The organism is Bdellovibrio sp. ZFWA1, assembly GCF_056175665.1.
The window spans coordinates 155,050-176,710 of record NZ_JBJKJH010000003.1 but is presented as its reverse complement, the minus strand read 5'-3'; the positions used below and the strand labels follow the sequence as shown (position 1 = coordinate 176,710).

The window sequence follows — 21,661 nt, the reverse complement described above, 5'->3', positions numbered from 1 at the left end:
GAAAACTGATTGAATTTTAATGCGATAGCGTTTCAGTTCATTTTTGTTGACGTTGAAACAGGACTAAGATGCAATTAGGTTGCAAAAAAATAAAGGATAATGATTTCATTCTGTAGCAAGATATTTAGGTTCGTTATTTTATGAATTAAATTGATACCTAAAAGGAGGTTCAAAATGAAATTTTTTATTCCAACAGTTGTTTTTGTTGTGGTCGGTTCTGTGGCATTTGCTGGAGATAACTGCACTTCATCTAAAAAAGTGGCTGTTTGTTCCGAGGACAGTATAAAAGAACGAGTCGATTGGGCTTGTAAGTTGGTCGAAACTAAAGGGAAGGCCGCTCTAGCAGAAATCGACGCGATGAGGTTTGAGTGTTGTGGTGAGCCGAATTATGTTTGGATCAACGATATGCAACCAAAGATGATCAATCATCCGATCAAAAAAGAATTGAACGGAAAAGATCTTTCAAAGAGTGCAGATCCAAAAGGAAAGTTGTTGTTTGTCGAATTTGTCAAGGCCGTCAAGGCGACCCCTGCTGGTGCATGGGTTGATTATGAGTGGACAAAGTTCGGTGAAACAACGCCAACTCCAAAGGTATCCTGGGTGCGCAAGTGTGTTACCAAGGATACGAAAGAAGATTGGGTGGTTGGCTCGGGAACATGGAAGTAGATTTTAATGCGAAAGGGTATGGTGCCCTTTCCAGTTAAAGTGAACGTTAAACAAAGGAATGCAACATGAAAAAAGTTATTGCAGCTCTAGCAGCAACAACTGTAGCCGCTACTGCAAACGCAGGTTCATTGAACTTAGATATGCGTTTTGATCACTCAAACAAAACATACAACAAAGATGCTGGTAAAGATGGCACTAGCACTTTTACTATGCAGACTGGACGCTTGGATTACCAAGGTAAACTATCAGAGGCCTTGTCATTCAGAACTCGTCTTCGTTTTAATAAAAAAGATCAGGGTCTAGTTAATACTGGCGACAGCTTGAATGGGTCGGTAGATTACGCTTACGTAACTCACAAAATGAACGATTCTTGGTCTTTGACTGCTGGTAAGTATGCTTCTGAAATCGGTGGTTTCGAAGGTAATACTTCTGGTGCAGACCTATACCTTAAGACAGAAGCTTATGATGGTTCTTCATTGAACACTCAAAGCACTGCTAAGTTAAGTGACTATCTTTATATTTCTGGTGCAAAGCTTGGATACAAAATGGGTGACCACTCTGTGTCTTTGATGGCTTTTGATGCTCCTTCAAATGATTCGACTCCGGCAAACCCACACAAATATGGTGCGGGTGTAGCTTACATGGGTGCGTTTATGGATAAGGCGTTGACAGTTCGCGCTTCTTACCATGATGTTGCGGGTTACACGAATAAAGATGAAAAATGGAACTTCGTTGCTGCTGGCGTTCAGTACAAAGCTGAGGTTATCACTGCAACTTTGGACTATTTGATGAACACAGAGAAAGCAGATGCGAATACAACTGACAAGTTGACTTCGATCGCTGCTAAAGTTGATTACACTGGCATGGAAGGTGTGACTCCTTCATTGAAAGTTTACTCATCTCAGGATAAAGCTCAGGCTGGAACAAAAATCAACGGAACTGGTGTATCTGGTGTAGTTGAATTCAAGCCAAACAAAGACGAGCCATTCCGTTACCACGTAGCTTATAATATGGCGAACTCTAAGAAAGATGCTACTGGCGAAAAGACTAAGACAATGAATGAAGTTGTTGCTGGTATCCGCATCAACGCTGACTTCTTGAAATAGTTTTTAAACTATCAAGTTAAACTTAAAGGCGGACTCAATTGAGTCTGCCTTTTTTTATATTTGTCCTATTTTGAGACATTTATTTTGGTCTGTGGGGAGTTCTTCAAGATTTTTTTTTACTGGCCGAAAAGTCTAAATATGGCATCAGTTCCGGCATTAAGAAATTCCGATAGTTCCGAAGAGTCTATGGGCGAAGTGCTTATAGACAGATCTGATTTCGGTCAGCCGGACTCCTTCCGGTATAATATATTGACCTGGGTCTTAAACGAGCAATATGACTCGGCAACAGAAGCCTTGCGGAAATTCTCTGATGATCCTTCCGAGTATCCAGATTTTCAAATGAAAGTTGAGCGCTTTGTAAATCACTCGATTGACTTAGTTTATGCAATCAAAGCAAAGCGCAACTTTCCTGGCATGAATTCACTGACAAGATCAAAACAGCAAGAACTTCGTGAAAGATTTAAAGATCACTTTAAAGAACTACAGTGGACGTTAAAAAAGATTGAAAAGATTCAGCATGATCTACGAATTCAAGACGTGCGCAGCACGATATATGTTGTGCGGGCTGGTTGGTATGCCGTCGCTACATTAACCATACTGGGATTTCTTCTAGAATTGACTGGTGGGGGGCTTGGAAAAACCGCGTGGGTGGTTCTGGATGATGTATTAGGTCAAGTGACCTTGTGGATAGCTGATTTGATTGGTTTATAGGACGATTTTCCTATTTTGGTAAGAAAGGAATGATATATGGACGGTGCTGCAGATCCCAGAGAACACGCAAGAGTATTGCTAGAGACCATTCTTAAGAATCTGGTAGATCAGCCAGATCAAATAAAAGTGAGTTATCGTGTCGGCGAGCGCACGACAGTTTATCAAGTTCAGTGTGAAAAGGGCAATCTAGGGCAAATTATTGGTGCCAAGGGAAAGCATATTGATTCGCTTCGTACGATCATGCTGGCTATCACGGCTCGTCAAGGAATTCGATCAATTATCGAAATTCCAGAGTAATAGCTCTTAATCCGACCACACCTAGATTATCTTCTTGAAATCAAAAGCTTCTTGAGCGAAATCTTAAGTTTCGATCAAGGAGCTTTTTCTATGTTGAAGTATTTTGGTGTTTCGTACCTGGTTACTGTGGTCGGTCTTATATTATCGGCTTTCGTCGGATACTATTACGGCGGGACTATGGCAGCGGCCATTCAGGCCCTTTTTATCGCAGCCGTTTTGGGAGTTCTTGAAGTCTCTTTGTCTTTTGATAATGCGATTGTGAATGCAGTGGTTTTAAAAGAAATGACTCCGGTATGGAGACATCGTTTTTTAACGTGGGGTATGCTGATCGCCGTTTTTGGTATGCGATTGGTTTTTCCGTTAGCGATTGTTGCTGTTATGGCAAGCATAAATCCTTGGGAAGCCTTGGTTCTAGCGGCGACTCAGCCGGATCAGTACGCTCAGATTATGTTATCGGCTCATCTGCAGGTTGCGGCCTTTGGTGGTGCTTTCTTGTTGATGGTGGCATTAAAATATTTCTATGACGAAAACAAAAAAGTGCACTGGATTCCTACTTTAGAAGCTCCGGCCAGCCTGATCGGTAAAATCGAAGCAATTGAAATTGGAATCACGTTGTTTGTTCTTTTAGGTTTAATGACCTTTTTGCCAGACGGCGAGAAAATGCCATTTTTAAAGGCAGGCCTTGCCGGTTTGATTACTTATATTGTGGTTGATGGGATTGCCTCATTGCTAGAGGCTGATGAGGGCCACGTGAAAGATCTCCATAAGGCCAGCGCGGGAATGTTTTTGTACCTAGAGGTGTTAGATGCCTCGTTTAGCTTCGACGGTGTGGTTGGAGCTTTCGCTATAACGCATAATCTTTTTATTATTATGATTGGCTTGTCGATTGGTGCCTTTTTCGTACGATCTTTAACAATCATGTTTGTTGAAAAAGAGGCGTTACGTCAGTTTGCTTACCTTGAACACGGTGCCTTTTATGCGATCGGAGTATTGGCTGCCATCATGCTCACAGATCCGTTTTTACATATCCCAGAATGGGTGACTGGATTATTAGGGGCTGTAATTATCGTAGCTTCGTTTATTTGGTCTGTGAAATTTGCTCCAAGCGAATCGTTAGAAACGAAGACACAAGAATAAGAATGGCGCCAATAGCCGGGAGGAAGCTAAGACTCTCGGCTAAAAACAACCAACCAAACAAAAAGGCAAATGGGCTTTCTAGTAGGAAAAGCATCGATGCCGTGGTTGGAGCCAGTACTTTTTGGGTCCTAATTTGAATCATAAAGGCAACAATGCTCGAACCTAGGCCTAAAAATAAAACTCCCATCCAGGGGAGCGTCGAAGCATGAATGGTAAATTCTTTTTGGTAAAGGCAAAAGGGCGTAATTAACAGCAAGCAACCCAGCGATTGAAAATTGTTAAAGCGAAAAGAGTCCTTAATTTTAGGGGACGCATAGCCGATGTAAAGAATATGAGCTGCGGCTAAAAGACTGCAACCAAGAGTCCATAGGTCCCCCTGATTTAAACTTTCCATTTTGCCGCCAACCAGCCACCAAGTTCCTAACAAAGCTAAAAATACATAGAAATAAAAGCGAAGACTGGTCTCGATTTTAAAAACCAAATGTTGAACCAGCGGGACCAAAATCACATAAAGAGTCGTGATGAATCCGCTTTTGGTGGCCGTTGTATAGTTAAGGCCGATGGTTTGTAGAAGCAACATCCCACCTAAGATAAATCCACCAATCAGAGCAACGCCAAGTTCATTTTTTTTTGGTAAAGAGTAAGATTTTTTTTGCACCAGGAATCGAATAATTTCTCCGACCCCGGCCGCTAATAAAAATCGAAAGAACATGGTTTCAGAAGCCGTAAAATCCTCTAAAGCCCAGCGGGCGGCCACAAAGCCCATGCCCCACAAGGCTCCAGCGAAAATCAATTCATAAATGGCGCGAGTCTTAGTCAAAGGCTTCTGCCCAAACCTTGGTTTTATCGAAACCATCAAGCTCAAATAGTTGGTGTTTTACTTCCTTAATCATTCCGCCGTTTCCACAAAGGTAGAACGTGGTTGGAATATTAAGATAATCAAACTCTTTGATGAAGTGTTGGATATAGCCTTTTTTACCAGTCCAAGTTTCCGAAGGGCGGCTTAATACAAATTCGTACTTAAAGTCAGGCATTTGATCAGCCAGGGCGTCCAATTCATTTTTTAGATACATGTCTTTTTCGCTGCGAACCCCGAAAAGCATTCTGTACTTAAGGTTTGGATATTGCTCTTTTTTAGAAACCAAATAGCAAAGATGCTGCGAAAGTCCAGTCCCCGTATTAAGAAAGACAATTTGTTCGGTCGGAGGTTCTTGAAAGAAGACCTTGCCAAAAGGGCCGGTGAACGAAAGTGTTTCTGTGCCCTTTAACGACCAGACGTACTCAGAGGCTTTTCCGTTGTCGACATATTTAAAAAGAAGGCGAAACCCATCCTTTTGTCTGTCGTCGCTAGCGATAGAGTAAGCTCTTAAAGCCGGTTTTTCAGCCCCTTGAGGCACATGAAGCATAGCAAACTGGCCGGCCTTGAAGTTGAACTCTTCATTATTTTGGGTTTTTAGGACAAGTTCGCGAACCGTGGGAGTGTGGTCTACGATCTTTTCGATATTCATTTGTAATATTCTTCGTGCATTAGACATAGAGGGGTTATAGCCCCAAAAGTCCAAATCGTCCAATACTTTACCTGTAAATTGCCTTGAGGCTTGGCCGGTCATTGCTTAGAATATGAGTAATGAATCAAAGGAGACTCCACTTGAAAAAACATCTGATTCTGCTGCCACTTGTTACGACCTTATCATGCAATGCATTCGGGCAAGATGCGGGTTCAACCACCGAGGAGATTCCTCAGGTTAAAAAGTCGATTATGAAGAGTGCCCGTTCCGCTAAGTTTAACAAAGGGCTCTATTTTGATCAGTTAGATAACGGAGTTGTGCTTTCACCGATCGAGCTTGAGTACGATCTCTCTGCGGATGGCGGGCAGTCTTTGAAGATTGGTAACGTAACTGTAAATGAGAAGACATTTTTCTTCTCTTTGATGCCTTTAGGTAAGACTCACGGCAAGATTTCTTCGGTGTTGAAGGCTGAGGAAGCTTCCGAGCAAGTATTGGTCATGAAGTGGCCTGAAAAACTGATGAGCTCTGGTACATTAGAGATGATTTCTAAAACCGGTAAAGTCCTTTGGCAGTACGAAATTGACGATAAACAACGAGACGAGTGGAAGAAAAAGCTGACTCAATGGAAGACGCAATTAGTTAAAGATGGAGTGGACGCTAAGGAAATTGGCATTTCGGGGATATTCGGGACTCAAATGGTATTGAGTAATTTGGAAGCCAAAAAAGCTCCATTCAAAGGTCTTCGCGATTCTTTCAGATTCTGTTTGTCTAAGGCGGTTAATAAGTCATCCAGTAAGCTTTGCTCTGTTTGGTATGGAGCCCGAACGTCAGCGGCTGGGACTCTGATGGGGAAAATTCGCACTGAGCCTGCTGTACCGCGAGTTTTGATCTCGAGTGAAACAGCGCCTTTAAAGGATTCTAAAATAGTATCTGCTGATTTACCGACGAGTTTTTATGCAGACCTAAAATCAAATATTTCCTACGAATTTATTTCGCAGCCCGTGAAGATGCAATTGATGGATGTTGCTGACACTGTAAAGGCGGGGACTTTGCGAGTTGTTGGTTATGATATCCGTCCTACCAACCCATCCGTGATCCTGAATCCTGACCAATATACCAGTCTTACGAAGTTGATAGGCTTTGAGGACACAATTGGTGACTTCCGTAAGTTTTGGATGGCGGCATTAAAAACAGATAATCCAGTTCTTTATTTTCCTGGCGATGGTGGTGGGGTTTTCAAACAAAAATTTGAACTTAGTCAAATTCCGCGAAATACTTCGCGGCCTTATCTTGCAACTCAAACTCCAGCAGGAACCTATCTTGATGGTGCAAGACTTTATGGACAAAAACTTCCAGATGCTGAAATCAGTACTGACCAGCATTCGGTGAGTGTGACGGATCCGACAAAATTCACTTGGACTTTCAAAGCTGCCGAAAAGGGCGCCTTAAACAAGTCGTATTTGGATGTAAAATATAATGGTCAAAACTATCGCTCTTATTTCGAAATGTTCCGTGGTTATCCTCGTGAACTTTCGGGGCGCTTTACGGGTATTGCGGCTTCTGGAACTTTCTTAATGTTGGGCGAAGTGGCTTACAACCAGTGGTTCGAGGACCTTTTCGGTTGGGATAACTTTTGGTTGTCTCGGTTGCGTTGGGGTGTGTCTGCAAAGTACTTCCAAGCCTTTAATAAATTGAAAGTTGATGATGTTGGAAATACAGCAGCGTTAAGCGTTTTGAACGTCGATGCCAAATACCGAGTGACTCCAGGGCTTTGGGGGCGTGAGGAAACGGTGGGGGGCATGCTTTCTTATCAATCTGTGACTTATGATAAGATTAAGGCTCCAATGATTGGGGTCGGTGGATTTTGGGCACGTTCAATGCCAAGAGTCTTCGATGATATTTTCAATATAGTGCCATTGATGAGATATCCAAAATTTGTGGATATGGAGTTTATCTACTATCCTATGTCGATGAGTTCATCGGTGAAGTTAGATTCTAACTTTGCGTTGAACTTCCACGGTAAGGTTTTGTGGACCAAAACCATATTTGGCGAAGCGGGTTTCGGTATGAAACGATACGCATTCCAGGATTCAAGTAAAAATCAGCAGGCCGAATTGAATACGTTCTACGGGACTGTGGGACTAGGTCTGAACTTCTAAAAACTGCCCCCCGAGCCTGCGGCTCGGGTTCAGTTTGCTAAACCTCACCTAGAAGACTTTCGAACAAGTTTTTGGAATGACTGAGTTCTTGTATTTAAGCGCATTCCAAATAATTTTTTGTCCAAGTTTATTGTCCATGAGCTCGGGGTGAAATTGTAATAGTAAGCCCTTACCATTTTTAAACTCTGTGGCTTCGGTTATTCGGTCCTCTCCGATGGCGGCAAGTTCCAGAAATCCGTTTTCGGTATATTTCACGGCTTGGTGGTGTAAGGAATTTACGACTATTCTTTCTTCTCCTGAAAGAATAGTCTTTAATATTTTATTTGAAGTATTTTTTAGAACAATGGGATGCCAGTCATTTGCATGGGCCTTGGAATCAAGCACTTGAAATGGAATATCTTGAATCAGTTTATAGCCTAACGCCACCGCCGTTAGTTGAGATCCTCGGCATACGCCCAACATAAAACCACGCTCTTTTGCAACATAGTCCTGTATCAACGCAATCTCAGAGCGATCGCGGGTTTGGTTGGTGTTCTTTGAGTGAAAGTTAGGATCCTTATAGAGCTCGGTCGACACGTCATCACCTCCAAGAGCCACAAGGAACGGGAATTTTTTTGAAATTTCATCGCGAAAGGCTCGCGTTTCTTCAAGATTTAGTCCTAGTTCGGGACTGATAGGCAAAATATAGCTTTCGTGTTTTGCTGCTTTAAAAATGGATTGGAAGTTTTGAACTCTTAACGAGTTTTTGGTGTAATCCTTAGGAAGGTTGGCGATAAGTAATGCGCGTTTTTCGCGGTTCGAGTCGTCGAGTTTCTGAAATCCTGTCAATTTTAGATTCAATTCTTGACCTTGAAAAAGCTCCATCAGATCGGGATTTTTATTCAGATTCTTCATATAGCGTTGAGCGGCCTCTACTGGGGATTCCGAGGCCTTCACTGCAATTACTAATGGCGCAATACCCTCTCCGGTATTCCAAGAATACAGTTGGATCTGCGCATTGGCATTTGCAAGCAGTGGTGCGAAAAAAAAGGCGATCATCAGAAGCTTGTTCATACTAAGAACATCTTCAAGAAAGGTGCCGATAATTTTTAACCATATCGAATAAGTTTCAGTTGTCTCAAAACGAGAAAAATGAATTTTTTTTATTAGATATATTTTTATACGCGTGGATTAAATTACTTATTCTTAATGTTTAAAACTCTATTCTTAATCCCTTGGTAATGAATAAATACTATCAAGCTACCGAATAAGACTTGTCAGGATTTGTAAGTACTGTGAAGGAGTCAGACAATGTTAAAAAAAATGTCACTGAAAGCCAAGATCCTTGCGATTGTTTTGATATTGCTTATTCCTTTAATGTTAATCATTCAGATATATGCGATGCCACGAGTACAGAGTCGTATGCTGGAGGACCGAAAGGCTAAGATTAAGGCCACTGTCGAAATTGTGATGTCTTTGATCGTAAGTCATAAAAAAAGGGTAGCAGCGGGGGAGATGACCTTGGATGAAGCTCAATCTCGTGTCAAAGACATTGTGTCTAATCTCCGTTACGAGGAGAAAGAATATTTCTGGATTAATGATATGAAGCCATCGATGGTACTTCACGCCGTAAAACCCGAACTAAATGGAAAGTTCTTAGGGGAAATGAAAGATCCAAATGGAGTTTTCTTGTTTAACGAGATGGTAAAAATCGTTAAAGATCGGAAAGCTGGTTACGTCGCATATGATTGGCCCAAGCCTGGAGAGGAAAAACCTCAGCCTAAATATTCTTATGTGCAAGGTGATCCAGACTGGGGATGGATTGTAGGGACTGGGGTCTATGTCGATGACTTAAACAAAGCCATTATGGATTTTAAAATCAGTCTGTGGTTCGGAATTGGGTTGGTCGCTTTATTTGCGGGTCTTTTTGCGGTTTATACAACTTTGAATATTTCGAAAAATTTGATGAATGTTTCTAGCGAGTTGTCCGTTTCAGGGGTAAAAGTTGCCGAGGCTGTGGATCACTTACGATCTGCTGGAGAAACTCTTTCGAATTCTTCGACAGAGACAGCGGCTTCCCTGGAAGAAACAGTGGCGTCGCTAGAAGAACTCACTTCAATGGTCCGAGTAAATACCGAAAGTTCAAAGGCCGCAGCAGAGCTTTCTCAAAAATCTCGGAAGACGGCCCTTGAAGGCGAGGTCGAGGTTAAAGAATTGATGTCGTCAATGAAAGAGATCGAAGCTGCGTCTAAAAAGATTGAGGAAATTATTGGTGTCATCGATGATATCGCATTTCAGACCAATTTATTGGCCTTGAATGCGTCGGTAGAGGCGGCTCGGGCCGGCGATCAAGGCAAGGGGTTTGCCGTCGTTGCCGATGCAGTACGAACTTTGGCTCAAAGATCTGCGACGGCAGCCAAAGATATCTCGGGATTGATTAAGGAATCGGTAGATAAAATTTCACACGGTGCAGAGATTGCCAATAGGACGGGATCGGTCTTTGGTGCGATCGTAAAGTCTGTTGCACAAGTGGCAGATTTGAATTCAGAGATCGCTGTGGCGAGCGCCGAGCAGACCACGGGGATTCAGCAGATATCTAAGGCGATGAATCAGTTGGATCAGGCGGCGCAGGGAAATGCTGCTTCTGCAGAGGAAATTTCTGCAACAACTAACGAAATTAATACCTTGGCAGCATTAACTAAGCAAATGACTCTTGATTTGAATTCTGTGATTAAGGGGAATCAGAAAGCTTCCTAAGTGTTAATCCAAGGCATGATCAAAGAAGACTCGAGGCTTTTTCCCAGTCTTTGACTTGATATTTATCTAAGATTTTCTGGAGTTCTCCGGTTTTGCGAAGTTTTAGGAGTTCTTTAGAAAAAAGATCCGCCCATTCGTCGGCATGCTTATTTGCGGGTGAAAAAGCAATATAAAGTCGAGGGTCTGAAGAGACATCGGGACTCGATTTTTTCCATCTAAAGCGTTCTTTTTTTTGAGCCGCTAAATGCATTAAAACAGCTTCATTTTCTACAAACCCGTCAAGGCGTCCTGAATCTAAGGATTTCATCATGCGTTCAAAAAGGGAATCGCAGGGAAAACAAAATCTGGAGCATCGGCATGACTTGCACCAACGATGGCTTGGGTCTTGTTTATGCGTGCATCTTCGATCGCGCGAGGCCAAGCAGTTAACTTGTATTGAACCTCGTAGCCGTGTTTTTTAAAAATAGCTTTTGCTGTTTCGATCATATAGCCGGAAGTATTTTTTTATTCATAAATAGATGTTAAGGGTCTTTCGTTTATTTGAGTCTTAAAAGATCGCCATAAAGTAAACGGACTTTATCTAAATTTAGCCCTCGAGGCTGTTTATGAGGTTGTGTGTACAGAGTTGGCAGGCCCGGTAAATCTTTCAAAGTTCTAGCTAAGACGGTGCTTCTGAGTGTTCCAATAGTTCCAGGATGGATTTTAGGGGCATTTTGCCCACTTTTAGTGGCCTAGACTTTGCAATTCCGGCTTCGGGCCCTAAAAGTTGGAGCATTTGTATGTCGTTAAAAATAGTTTTTGTCTGTGCAATCATGTTGATGGCGCTTTCGATCGCCAGCGCAGAAAGCGTGTCTCTACCTATCAATTCGGTGAAGAAACCAGCAAATGATCTAGTCAGTAGTTCCGGTCAGCCGATCGATGCCATGGAAGCTGCCCAAAGAGCTGCGCGCAAAGAGGACCTAAGTCTTTTAAATCCTGCGGATAATAAGTTTTGGCAAAATCGGGTTTATTCTATTGATGACAGTGCTGAGCGTTCGTATCCACGAGGCGAAAACGGCGTCGTTTTCCTTTCTGATGAAGCTCAGCTGCCTTTTACTTATATGGCCCGAGTCCAGAGCTCTGAGGACCCTAATCAGTACTATCGTTTCAGTTTGTCCCGGTACTCGCACTCTGTTCTTTTGCGGGCGGCTCTTCTTCGTAAGCTGGGGTATTTTGTTCCATCACCGAAGTACTACAAAAATTTGAAGATTCGCTTTGAGTCTGAAGAGCAAAAAGAGCAGTTTTTAAAGACGGCGCAAGAGACCATGATTTCCGATTTCGATAGCCGAGGTTGGATCACTCAAAATGATAAAATCAATCATACATTGACGTTTTCGGATGCCCTTTTAGAGCCCTCGGAAAACGAGTTTTTTGATATTCAATGGGGTTATGCTCCAGATCCGAACAATCCTGCTCAATTGCCAATAGTTCAAAGATTCTCTAAATATCGCGCGTACCGGGCTCTTATTGTCCCATTCGCCTTTGTTGATGTTCCCGAGTCTATCAATCGTTTTGCAAACCGCTATTCTTCGATTCTTTCTGGACACGTGGTTATCAATCATCCATCAGCAGAGTCTTTTTCGGCTGCTACCTTCGAGGATGTTCGCTGGTTGCTGCTACGAATGAAACGCTGGGTGAAAGAAGACTACCGTCAGGTGGTTCTTGCTGGGCAGTTTCCGCCCGAGCTAAATGATCTTTTGACAACAAAATTAATGTATCGGGCTGAAAATGCCTTTGAGCAATTTGACATCCAAGACTCTTCGATTTCAGAGCGTCTGCCTTCATTAGATATCACCAGTCCGGGAGGGTTGGTTCGCAATGGTAAAGTAGTACGCGAAATGGTGCCAGGTTACCCTCAGCGGTTTGCTCACGGTGATCGTGAATCGCCATTCAAAGACGGGGACTTCGAGAGATATTTAGGTATTCGTGCCCGCACGGCAGCTATTAGTACTGCGATGAACGAGATCAATAAAAAGCTTGAGGTATTAACCGTTGAAAAGCTTTTTGAAAGTCGACGTCAGACGATCATTGATCGTATTCGTAAGCATATCCAGCAAAAGCCTCTAGAACCATTGTATCAAGATGTCGAGGCATGGGGCGGTCCTGTTGGAGGATTTAATTTAGCGGCCACTCGTCACGTTTCTACGGGGACTTATTACGGAAGTTCGGCTCCTATTCAGATGGTCGACAATATATCAGTGTCGGCCAATTTGGGTTGGATGATGATGGTCGATGGCGTACCTAAGGTCACTCCGAATTTTGGAGCCAACGTTCAGGTACTAAGAGACTACACCCACGTTCGTCCATTGATGTCCATCACCGAAGGCAGCAAAGTCGAATGGAAGGACTTAGCTATTCCTTGGTTTATGAAAAGCATTTCGAAAGTTCTTGCGCGCACCGACTTGGTAACTTCGAATGATCCCGAAAAACCGGCTCGTCATCCAGTGGATGAGTTCTTGATGGAGCTTCGCGATGGCGAAGTTTTCACGGTGACAGATTCCGTGACTTTGTCGGCTTATATTCAGGCCTCATCTAGTTTTGATGTTTTGATGGGGATTGCTCCGTTAGGTTACATCAATTCGATTTCTGCGGGGGCCGATGGCGCGCGCGTAATTTTGCGCCAGACATCTTTCATGCGCACAAAAGATGGTATTCAAGTTTACGTTCGCTCTCAAAAAACGTCAGCATTTGGTTTAACTTTGGATGTCAATTACTTCGTGAATCTGTTGCGAGTCCGGGCATCCACACAGGTTTCTGAGCTTAGTACTGATGTTTTTGTTATCGATTACAATCCAGAACTAGCTGCCTACATCGATACCAATAGTGAAGAGCCCGTTGTAAAAGACTTTATTGAAACTCGTAAGAACTTAAAGCCGGCGTTATGGTCTTTGTTTCAAAGTAACGAGACCGAGCTACTTTATGCTCGTTTTAAGTACAAAAAATTCGACGTGGATCATAACTTAAAAACTAAAGAGGTGCGAACGCGCTTTCTGGCGTGGAGACTTTCGGACTATAATGAAGATCACACTGTTAAAATCTTGTATCCGCGCTCTCAAGCAAATCCTGATTTGGATCCTGAAAACGAAGCCGTTATTTTATTTTCGGCTAAACGTGGAGAGCTGAAGGGTCGCGATCTGATGGGCTTTGCGACAGGTTGGTTGGAATCCTTGTTTGATAAGTTTGTCGGCAAAGGAAAAACCAAAGTAGATCTAGCGGGTATCGAGGATCCCAATCCGGCCAATTTGCCTTACGGTAAAGCTTACTGGCGTACTATCAATACCGAGGTAGACCTTTCCCCGAATACGACCCAGTATCCGAATATTTCGATTTTACAGCATGTCTGGGGAGGCTGGCATCTGAGTGGTAAAGACTTCCGGCGCTTGCTTGCCGAGATCGATGAGCAATTTCGAGGTACCGGGCTTGCGGCATATCGTTTAGTGGATCCTCAATTTTTTCACAACACAACGGCTATTGATTTTTACAGAATTACTGCCAGTTTATCGATTCTTCCATCAGGAGTGGATCGTATTCGAGATCTGATCACGCAGCCAGATGCTGATGGAAAAAAGTTACCACCACAAGGTGCGGTTGGTCGTTTCTTTAGAAAGATCGCGATGGCTTTAGGTAGTAAATCAGCTCGAGTGCACGATAAAGAGATGTACAACGAGGTTCTTCAAATCTTAGGTAACGGCAATCAAAGGGCTGGTGAGGATAAACTGAAGGAAGAGTGCCAGGCTAGAAATCATAATAAAGAAAATCATGATACATATAGTGGGACTAATTTGAATGGAACCTACTATGAGTGTATGACGCCTTGGATGCAGCGCCTTTTAGAGTTGTCACGCAACTATCCAAAATATGACAAAAAGGGACAAGCTCGTTGGACTTCGGAAGTTGTGTTCATCTTAGATGAACATATTCCGATGCCTCAGTTGTTAAAGTACTTGGGTCCTAAAAACTACATCTTCCTTATCCGAGTCAATGGATTCCGAAGCGGTGAGGAAGACGGTGACTTGGAGTATTTCTCGAACACCTTGGGTGATCCGACCGAAAACTTCGAATACGCCAATGGTTTGATTAATATGTATGCAGGCAAAACACGCATTTCGCCGATCGAGCTAGATAGAACTCAAGCAGGATTTAGGTAAGGAGGCATTATGAAATCAAATTCTAGTTGGCTTTTATTATTGCCTTTAATAATGCTTGTCGATTCGCTCGGGCTCGCACAAACAGCTCCAGTGATGGACCCTTTAATGAGTTATCAGTGGGCTATCTACAATCATGGCTTGCCTCAACCGATTGATTTAGATCCGGTTAAGAACTATCGGATACCGGCGCGGAAGCGTGAAGACGCTAATATGTATCAACTTAATATGGCGACGGCTGGAAAACCGGTCATCGTTGCCGTATTAGATACGGGGATCCAAAAGGACCACCCGGATCTGAAAAATCGAATTTTAACTAAAAACTCTGAGTGTCAGGCGCTTAAAAAATTTCAAGAATGTGTTGCCGAAAAAGATCGTAAGACTTGCGAAGCCATTTGGATGGACCTGAACAACCCTGAGGTTGATCAAGATAAAAATGGTTATCCGCTGGATTGTCAGGGATGGAGTTTGTTGGGTGGTGTGAATGCGGCAAATATTATGGGTCGTCCAGATTTTAGTGATGATCAAGGCCACGGAACTCATGTTGCTGGAATCATTGGTGCTGAAGCAGACAACGGAGTCGGAATTCGTGGAGCCTCAAAAGCGGCTCTTATTTTACCAGTTCAAGTGTTAGGTAAACAGCCCAGCGAGCCTGTGAAGCCATTATCTATTTATGACGAGGCGATCGAAACAGGACGCGAATCTATCAATCGCTCTTTAGGGGATTTGGTCGCTCGCGGAGTCATCTATGCTATGCGTTCGGGAGCCCAGGTTATTAACTTCTCGATGGGATGGCCACAGTCTCGGGATAGCGAGTACATGAGGAAGGTCATTCTTGAGGCGCAAATGAGGGGCATTGTGATTGTTGCGGCCGCCGGAAATGATGCGACGGGGGCCTTGCTACGTCCTTGTGCTTATCCTGGTGTGATTTGCGTTGGGGCCCATAGTCCTGATGGCTCTTTGGCCCATTTTTCCAACTTCGGAGGCGGCGTTGATCTAGCAGCGCCGGGTGTGAATATTTTAAGTACTTACCCCGAAGCAAAACGTCCTGTGCGTTATCGCTCTAATGTTGGCTACGAGTACCTTAGTGGAACGTCGCAAGCCTCGCCTTATGTTGCTGGTGCCGTTGCCGAGCTTCTTTCGCGTGGTATTCCAGCTGAAGATATTTACCCTCGTTTGGTGGTCGGAGCGCGTCCTGCGCAGTCCCGATTGGGATTGTTAGAAGGGACGACTACGACTGGACTCAAAGACCTTGGAGTTTTTGTCGACGCAATTCCTCGTTTTGTTTTATCAGGTAATTTGGATGTTCAAAAATCTTTAGAAGCTGAGCCCGAAGCCGTGATCGTTCCCGTTAGCAAAGAGAAATCCGAGATTTCGTGGGATCGCCAAACAAGAACATTGCAGTGGAGTTTTCAACTGATCAATCGCTGGGCCGATGATTCAGATATTCAAATCAGTGGGCTGCTAAAGAATCGCAACATTCGTGTTAAGAATGTCAGCGAAGGTGCTCCTTACGCTCGAACTTGGGTGAGAGGTGAACTTCGTCAGTATGTTGCAGAATTAGAAATCCTTGATGGTGACAAACCCGAGAATTCTCAGATCGCTTCAGAGCTACAAATGGTCATTTCAGCGAAGACCTCAGCAAGGGTTTGGACCCATGTTTTAGAGGCAGACGTTGTTGTGCCCCTGACCGAATCATTGGTGGGCGATGACATTGAGACTCTAGCATTAACGGGTGTCCCGGTGGGGCGAAGTAGCTTTCTTCCGATAGATGAAAACTTAGATTTAAATCCGACCCGTCGAGATTACTTAGTTCGCATTGAAAAGAACAATCAATGGGATTTAACTCTTTTGACTCCTTCGCAGGCAGGGTATTCAGCTCAGGGAACGGGCAAGCTCCGTATTCAATTAAAAGGTGAGGATATTGAAAATATCCGTGAGCAATTTTTGCTGCGCATGGATTGGAACCAGGATGGTCAAAGCGACTATTTGGTTGGTCTTATCGAAGATCTGTCACAGGACGAAAATGCCGAGTATTCTCCAGTGAGCTTCTATGTTTTTGATAACAAAATGAAAGCGTTGGGGCAATTTACTTACGAGGGTAAGCAAGCTGAAATGCCCTTCGAGATAGCCTGGCACAGAACTGGATCGAAGTTGATGCCTGCGTGGGTGGGGCCGGGAAGGGATCCAAATAAAAAGCGTGGACTAAAAGATCTTTGGGAAAATCCAGATGATATTGAAAAACGTGAACTGCGTTTTTACTGGCTGACTGAAGCCGGGGAATTGAAAAGCCTTGATAAAAAAGGCGACTACAAAATCGTGGATCTATTAGAAGGAAGTGCTAAGCAAAAAGCGGAAGGACGAGTGCCGGTTCTTTTGGCAAAAAATTTAGGAACTATCGCTAAGCCTTCTTATTTATATGATTTCGCGATGGCGGAAGTATACCAAGGTCAAATTCAGAACTTCATGCCTTTGGGGCAAGTGGGTGATAAGCAGCTGTATCGAAATATTTTAGACACTCGAGTCGATCGTCTGATGAGTTTGGATTTAGATGATCGCCAGTATGCGGGTAATTTTTGGTTTTCTGAAGGGTATGAACGGGAACAAAGACTTTCGACCTTTGATGCGTCACGATTGGAATGGCAGGATGCAGATCTCAGAGCTTTGCGGTATCAATTTGACTCCGCTTTGTGGGTGCGAGCTGCATTTATGGGGACTCGCAGAGCTGGGGCCTTCGTTTTGACAAATAGCGAAATCCAGTACCATGACATCAATTCAGGTAAGGTTGTGAGTCGTTCCATGGAGCGTTATACCTTTTATCCCGACATGTTAATGACAAATTTGTACTTTCCGATGGTGATTGGCGATCAAAATGCTGAAAATTCGCGCATTCCAGCCTTATTTACCACAGAAAGTTCGCAACTCAGTCGTGGTGTCAAAGTGTTGGCACCGATTTTTGCAAGGGATGGTAGCGTGGTTGAATTGGTGTCACCAGCTCGCCTCAGATTTGTGTCAAAAGCAGGTTGTCGACCTATGGATACACCGGTCTTTACCGGAGGACGAACAGGCTCAGCGTTTGATTACTACTGTGGCAACAAGATACTTCGAATTCACCTAAAGCTTTAAAAACCATTAAGGGGGAAAAATGAAAGCAGTCTTAAGATCTATAGCATTGGCAGCAGTGGCAACAACTTTCGCAGCTTGCGGTGGCGGCGGCGGTGGTGGCGGCGGCGGCGGTTCATCGAACACAATCTACTATCCATACGAAACTGTGTATGGCGATATCTGTAAAAACACTCAACCAACTCCAGGTTGCACTTTCTCTCGTCAAACAGGCCAACGAATCACTGTTTCAGCAGATCCAGACTATAATAAAGGTGGATATGGTTCCGACGATATGTGGTTTGTAAAATTTGATTCTTCTGGGCAAGCAGCCGTTTATGATGATTTGGGACATTTTCAGTACTATGCAAACACAAGTGAATTTGCGGGATTCATCGGCGGTACAACTATCGGTGTGGGCACGACAGGCCTTTACTGGGAAAACGTAGCTAATGGAACATATTGGTTAGGTAAAAATGGCGTTCTTTACTCTGCTAACGTCGGCGAGTCTAAATACGGCCAAGCGATCAATGATAAGACGGCCTCGGCTGCTTCGGATTCAAACTTCGCAGCTTTGAAGTCTGACACCAACAAACAATTGGTTAAACTTGCGACTCAAAAGCTAGTTAAAGATTATGGTTTTGCTCAAGATAAAGCGACAGCAGTAGCTTCAGCCTTGAATAGCTGGGCCGTCGCATCTGCTGAGCGTGGTTTCACAACTCCGAAAGATATGGATAAGACCTTCAAATCTGTTTTCGGTGTGCAGTTCTCTGAAACTCTGGCGGCGGTTAAAGATCTTCAACTTGGTGACTCTGCGGGGATGCAAGAACTTACAAACCGTTCTGCTGCGGCTTTAGGTTTGAAACCACACCAAGCTCAAAAATTTATGAAGGGCATGTACAAGCAGGCTCTTGCTGAGTGGGGTTACGACGCTGATTCTTTCAACTGGTAATCAGTTTGTTGTAGACCGACTGAAAAGCCTCGGGCAGTTGCTCGGGGCTTTTTTGTTTCTATTTGAAACACATTCCATGTTTGTTCCAAACTTCGGGGTCTCGGGATTGAGCTGTGGGTACTTAAGAAAAAAGACATCCTGTCATGGGAGCTTCCCGCTCCCATACCCTGGGGTAAAGCCGGTCATCGTGACCGGCTTTTTGCGTTGTGTCTCTTGAAATAAAAAGGCCCATCTTGGCGAACCTTGTGATTTGATTTTTTTACTACGAAAAAAAAATTACAAAGGCCAAGAATGGACCTTCATCATTTGATCAACAGCTTATTAGGTCTGCAAGATTTAAATATTACCAACGCGGAGCTTTCAGAGGACTTTGTGTCTTGTCGGCTTTCGGCAGAGTTACCGTGGTCCCGCGCCTGCTGCGCGGACTGCGAGCATCCCTTATTGGAATTCCATCAATGGAGCTATCGAGACCTTAAAGTACCCCCTCTGGGGCTCTTTAAGGACGTCGTTATTCATTTACGATATCCACGAGGACTTTGTCCCGTATGCAATAAAATCCAACGCTCTAAGGTTTCAGGGATCCATTCAAAATTCAAAGGCCATAGCTGCAGCTTTGTCGAAACCGCGGGTCGACTCATGGAAGAAACCACCTGTGCTGCTGCGGCCCGGACCTTGAGTTCAGATCCAAAGACTTTATGGCAAATGGATCAGTGGCGTATGCGAGAAATGCAAAAGAATTTAGATGTAAACAGGTTTACAAAAGATCTTGATGTTTCTCGTATGAGTGCTGACGAGGTGCACTTTAAGACTGAAACTGAAACCAAAAGAGAGCACCCTTTTGCACCACGATGGACCGTAAAGTTCGTAACAAACTTAGTGTGTACGAAGGCTGCAAAGGTGATTGCTAACGCTGCTGGTAGGGATGCTATGGCCTTAGCAACGTGTTTAAAAACTCTATCAAGACCCCAGCGATTATCAGTGGAGTTTTTTTCAATAGACATGAACCCTGGCTACTTCCAAGCCGTGAGTAAACTCTGTCCCAATGCAGAGATTGCGATTGATCGATTCCACTTGGTTCAGAGCATGAACGAATACTTTGAAAAAGTCAGAAAAGAAGAGTTTCAAAAGGCAAAAAAGAACAAAAAAGAGTTCGAAGAAATCATGTTGTCACCATCGAGAAGGTTCATGTTTTTAGAGCGAGATGCTGTTTTATCTATCGAGGAGAATAATATGCTAGGAAAGTTAAAAGTGTTAAATACGAATATTTCAAACGCAATGATTATCGTTGAGTATTTCCATAAGGTTTTAGAAGAAAAAGGTGTCCACGGGTTTAGATCACGCTTGGCAAAATGGTATGGGTTGGTTCGAGATTCGAAGTTGCTGCCACTTCGGAAGTTTGCACTGCAAGTTCGCAAGTACCGGATCAATATCGAAGCCTATATACGATCAAATTTAACGACTGCAATCAGTGAAGGACTTAACAATAAAATCAGAGTTCTAAAGGCCATGGCCTACAGCTATCAGAATGAGGAATCGTTTATGCTAAAGATCCTTCAGAGGTGTGGATTTCTCAATTCGAGACACATGGATACCCGGCGTCTATTCAAATATAGCAGTCTGGCATGAAACCTACCCACAGAAGAAACCCGAGAGGCCAAACTTCGAAACGCAAAAAATGTCATGTCCACGAAAGTTACACGATGTGAATTGCAACAAATAGTTGTCTCACTATGAGCAAACTATCGGAATTGTTTAATTAAAAATTGCCGTGCCAAAGTGGCCGGTGTTTTGCTCCTGTTCTAAGTCGTGGAGGAATTATGAAATTCGCAAACTTAGTAAAAGTAATGATGTTGGCAGTTGTATCAGTAGGAATGGTTAACTGCTCTAAAGGTGGAAAGTCTTCTAATACAAATAACTCGTCAGGATATTATGTGAGTAATTCGACTTGTTATTACAATGGAGTTGCTCAGGCCAGCTTGAACTCTTGTGTTTCGGCGGCTGGAACTTATTACGCCTATCAAGGGGCTTATTGCTACCAAATAGGTAACGGAATGTTCCAGCAAGTCAGCACCAATCTTTGTGCAAACTCGACGACTTCAACTGGGTATGCCCAAATGTGTAGTGGGTATTATACTGACGGTGTGAAGTGGGCAATGTGTACTGAGGGTGCGACCGGCATTTCTTATCAAGGAAGTGTCGTAGTTCTAGATTGCAGTGGTTATCGCCTGTACAATCAAAGCGGTCAGTTAGTTACTTGCCAGTAGTAACTCTGTAGCACATCTTGAGGTTCAAAAGGACGCCCGTGGCGTCCTTTTCTGTTTTGGTTGTCTCAATACGAGACCAGATCCTGTTTCCTTTTATTTGTTTCAGGATTGACCAGAAATTGTTGGAATGAAAGCTCACCCTTCGGCATTAAATTCCGATAAAATAGCAAAGGGGAGCCTATGTCATTGTGGGGAGATATTCCAAATTGGATTTATGATTCTTCTTCAAGCCTTATGCAGGCGTTGAAGGTCGTTGATCCTCAGACGTATGCTCACTGCTGCCGTGTCGGCGAATTGAGTCGGCGCTTAGCTAAAGACCTGGGACTTAACGAATACGAACAAAAGGTTGCAGAGTTTTCGGGCCTTTTTCATGACATCGGAAAGATCGGTATTGATCAGGCAATCATCCATAAGCCAGGTAAGTTGGATCAAGCAGAATATGAAATCATGAAAAAGCATTCAGAACTTAGCGAGACTATAATTAAACCCTTTGCTCATCATTCTTTTTTCCAAAATATGCTCCCATCGGTGCGAGGCCATCACGAGCGGATGGATGGGAACGGTTATCCTGATAAACTCGGAGGCGATAAAATCCCTCTTTTTGCTCGAATCATCTTAGTCGTGGATACCTACGATGCGATGACAAATACGCGTTCGTATCGCGATGGTCTTGCGGACGAGGTCTGCTACAAAGAACTGATTCGTTGTTCGGGAACTCAGTTTGATATGCATATCGTGAAAGAGTTCATCGCGGCCCACAAGACCTGGGGATTGGGGACGACGGACAAAGAAACAGAGAATCTGCTGATCCGTAAGGTTGGTTAATTTAAGAAGTTATA

The 21,661-nt window shown here is 43.6% G+C and carries 18 protein-coding genes; 13 read left to right on the top strand and 5 right to left on the bottom strand.

The window, feature by feature from the left end:
* Positions 1 to 174 precede the first annotated feature (174 nt).
* The 5 genes from AC04MN_RS14650 to AC04MN_RS14630 all read left to right on the top strand — a co-directional run bounded on the left by AC04MN_RS14650 (position 175) and on the right by AC04MN_RS14630 (position 3,917).
* Entirely contained in the window at positions 175 to 666 is a 492-nt protein-coding gene (locus AC04MN_RS14650) for a cache domain-containing protein (protein WP_475383960.1), read from the top strand.
* A 65-nt stretch (positions 667 to 731) separates the two neighbouring features.
* Complete coding sequence (locus tag AC04MN_RS14645; protein WP_475383959.1) at positions 732 to 1,772, top strand: porin; 1,041 nt, start codon at positions 732 to 734, stop codon at positions 1,770 to 1,772.
* A 138-nt stretch (positions 1,773 to 1,910) separates the two neighbouring features.
* Positions 1,911 to 2,483 carry a hypothetical protein gene (locus AC04MN_RS14640; protein WP_475383958.1) on the top strand — a complete coding sequence of 191 codons (573 nt, stop codon included), beginning with the start codon at positions 1,911 to 1,913 and terminating at the stop codon, positions 2,481 to 2,483.
* Positions 2,484 to 2,519: 36 nt separating this feature from the next.
* Complete coding sequence (locus AC04MN_RS14635; RefSeq protein ID WP_475383957.1) at positions 2,520 to 2,780, top strand: KH domain-containing protein; 261 nt, start codon at positions 2,520 to 2,522, stop codon at positions 2,778 to 2,780.
* A 90-nt stretch (positions 2,781 to 2,870) separates the two neighbouring features.
* A complete protein-coding gene (locus AC04MN_RS14630) occupies positions 2,871 to 3,917 on the top strand; it encodes a DUF475 domain-containing protein (protein ID WP_475383956.1) in 1,047 nt (348 codons plus the stop codon).
* Here the strand turns inward: AC04MN_RS14630 and AC04MN_RS14625 are convergent.
* Both AC04MN_RS14625 and AC04MN_RS14620 read right to left on the bottom strand, forming a co-directional pair.
* Complete coding sequence (locus AC04MN_RS14625) at positions 3,859 to 4,737, bottom strand: DMT family transporter (protein ID WP_475383955.1); 879 nt, start codon at positions 4,735 to 4,737, stop codon at positions 3,859 to 3,861. The two genes, AC04MN_RS14630 and AC04MN_RS14625, sit on opposite strands and share 59 nt — an antisense overlap.
* Complete coding sequence (locus tag AC04MN_RS14620) at positions 4,730 to 5,425, bottom strand: FAD-binding oxidoreductase (RefSeq protein ID WP_475383954.1); 696 nt, start codon at positions 5,423 to 5,425, stop codon at positions 4,730 to 4,732. Before AC04MN_RS14620 ends, AC04MN_RS14625 begins: the two co-directional genes overlap by 8 nt.
* Positions 5,426 to 5,565: 140 nt before the next feature.
* On the opposite strand from AC04MN_RS14620, the gene AC04MN_RS14615 reads away from it, so the two are divergent.
* Positions 5,566 to 7,584, top strand: a complete 2,019-nt coding sequence (locus tag AC04MN_RS14615) for a hypothetical protein (RefSeq protein WP_475383953.1) — start codon at positions 5,566 to 5,568, stop codon at positions 7,582 to 7,584.
* A gap of 48 nt (positions 7,585 to 7,632) precedes the next feature.
* Here AC04MN_RS14615 and AC04MN_RS14610 read toward each other — a convergent pair whose 3' ends face one another.
* Positions 7,633 to 8,637 carry a gamma-glutamyl-gamma-aminobutyrate hydrolase family protein gene (locus tag AC04MN_RS14610; protein ID WP_475383952.1) on the bottom strand — a complete coding sequence of 335 codons (1,005 nt, stop codon included), beginning with the start codon at positions 8,635 to 8,637 and terminating at the stop codon, positions 7,633 to 7,635.
* 237 nt (positions 8,638 to 8,874) lie between these two features.
* Between AC04MN_RS14610 and AC04MN_RS14605 the strand changes: the two genes are divergently transcribed.
* Positions 8,875 to 10,320 (top strand): methyl-accepting chemotaxis protein, encoded by a 1,446-nt coding sequence (locus AC04MN_RS14605; RefSeq protein ID WP_475383951.1) that lies wholly within the window; start codon positions 8,875 to 8,877, stop codon positions 10,318 to 10,320.
* Positions 10,321 to 10,339: 19 nt separating this feature from the next.
* Here the strand turns inward: AC04MN_RS14605 and AC04MN_RS14600 are convergent, their stop codons facing one another.
* Complete coding sequence (locus AC04MN_RS14600) at positions 10,340 to 10,630, bottom strand: substrate-binding periplasmic protein (RefSeq protein WP_475383950.1); 291 nt, start codon at positions 10,628 to 10,630, stop codon at positions 10,340 to 10,342.
* Positions 10,627 to 10,806, bottom strand: coding sequence for a hypothetical protein (locus tag AC04MN_RS14595; protein ID WP_475383949.1), 180 nt, complete (start codon positions 10,804 to 10,806; stop codon positions 10,627 to 10,629). Before AC04MN_RS14595 ends, AC04MN_RS14600 begins: the two co-directional genes overlap by 4 nt.
* Before the next feature lie 293 nt (positions 10,807 to 11,099).
* Here AC04MN_RS14595 and AC04MN_RS14590 point away from each other — a divergent pair, with 293 nt between their 5' ends.
* The 6 genes from AC04MN_RS14590 to AC04MN_RS14565 all read left to right on the top strand — a co-directional run bounded on the left by AC04MN_RS14590 (position 11,100) and on the right by AC04MN_RS14565 (position 21,647).
* Positions 11,100 to 14,507, top strand: a complete 3,408-nt coding sequence (locus AC04MN_RS14590) for a hypothetical protein (RefSeq protein WP_475383948.1) — start codon at positions 11,100 to 11,102, stop codon at positions 14,505 to 14,507.
* 9 nt (positions 14,508 to 14,516) lie between these two features.
* Positions 14,517 to 17,630: a S8 family peptidase gene (locus AC04MN_RS14585; RefSeq protein ID WP_475383947.1), complete on the top strand. Its 3,114-nt coding sequence runs from the start codon at positions 14,517 to 14,519 to the stop codon at positions 17,628 to 17,630.
* 19 nt (positions 17,631 to 17,649) lie between these two features.
* Positions 17,650 to 18,558, top strand: coding sequence for a hypothetical protein (locus tag AC04MN_RS14580; protein ID WP_475383946.1), 909 nt, complete (start codon positions 17,650 to 17,652; stop codon positions 18,556 to 18,558).
* Positions 18,559 to 18,849: 291 nt separating this feature from the next.
* Positions 18,850 to 20,184 carry an ISL3 family transposase gene (locus AC04MN_RS14575; RefSeq protein ID WP_475381169.1) on the top strand — a complete coding sequence of 445 codons (1,335 nt, stop codon included), beginning with the start codon at positions 18,850 to 18,852 and terminating at the stop codon, positions 20,182 to 20,184.
* A gap of 191 nt (positions 20,185 to 20,375) precedes the next feature.
* Positions 20,376 to 20,822 carry a hypothetical protein gene (locus tag AC04MN_RS14570; RefSeq protein ID WP_475383945.1) on the top strand — a complete coding sequence of 149 codons (447 nt, stop codon included), beginning with the start codon at positions 20,376 to 20,378 and terminating at the stop codon, positions 20,820 to 20,822.
* 180 nt (positions 20,823 to 21,002) lie between these two features.
* Complete coding sequence (locus AC04MN_RS14565; protein ID WP_475383944.1) at positions 21,003 to 21,647, top strand: HD-GYP domain-containing protein; 645 nt, start codon at positions 21,003 to 21,005, stop codon at positions 21,645 to 21,647.
* Positions 21,648 to 21,661: the final 14 nt, after the last annotated feature.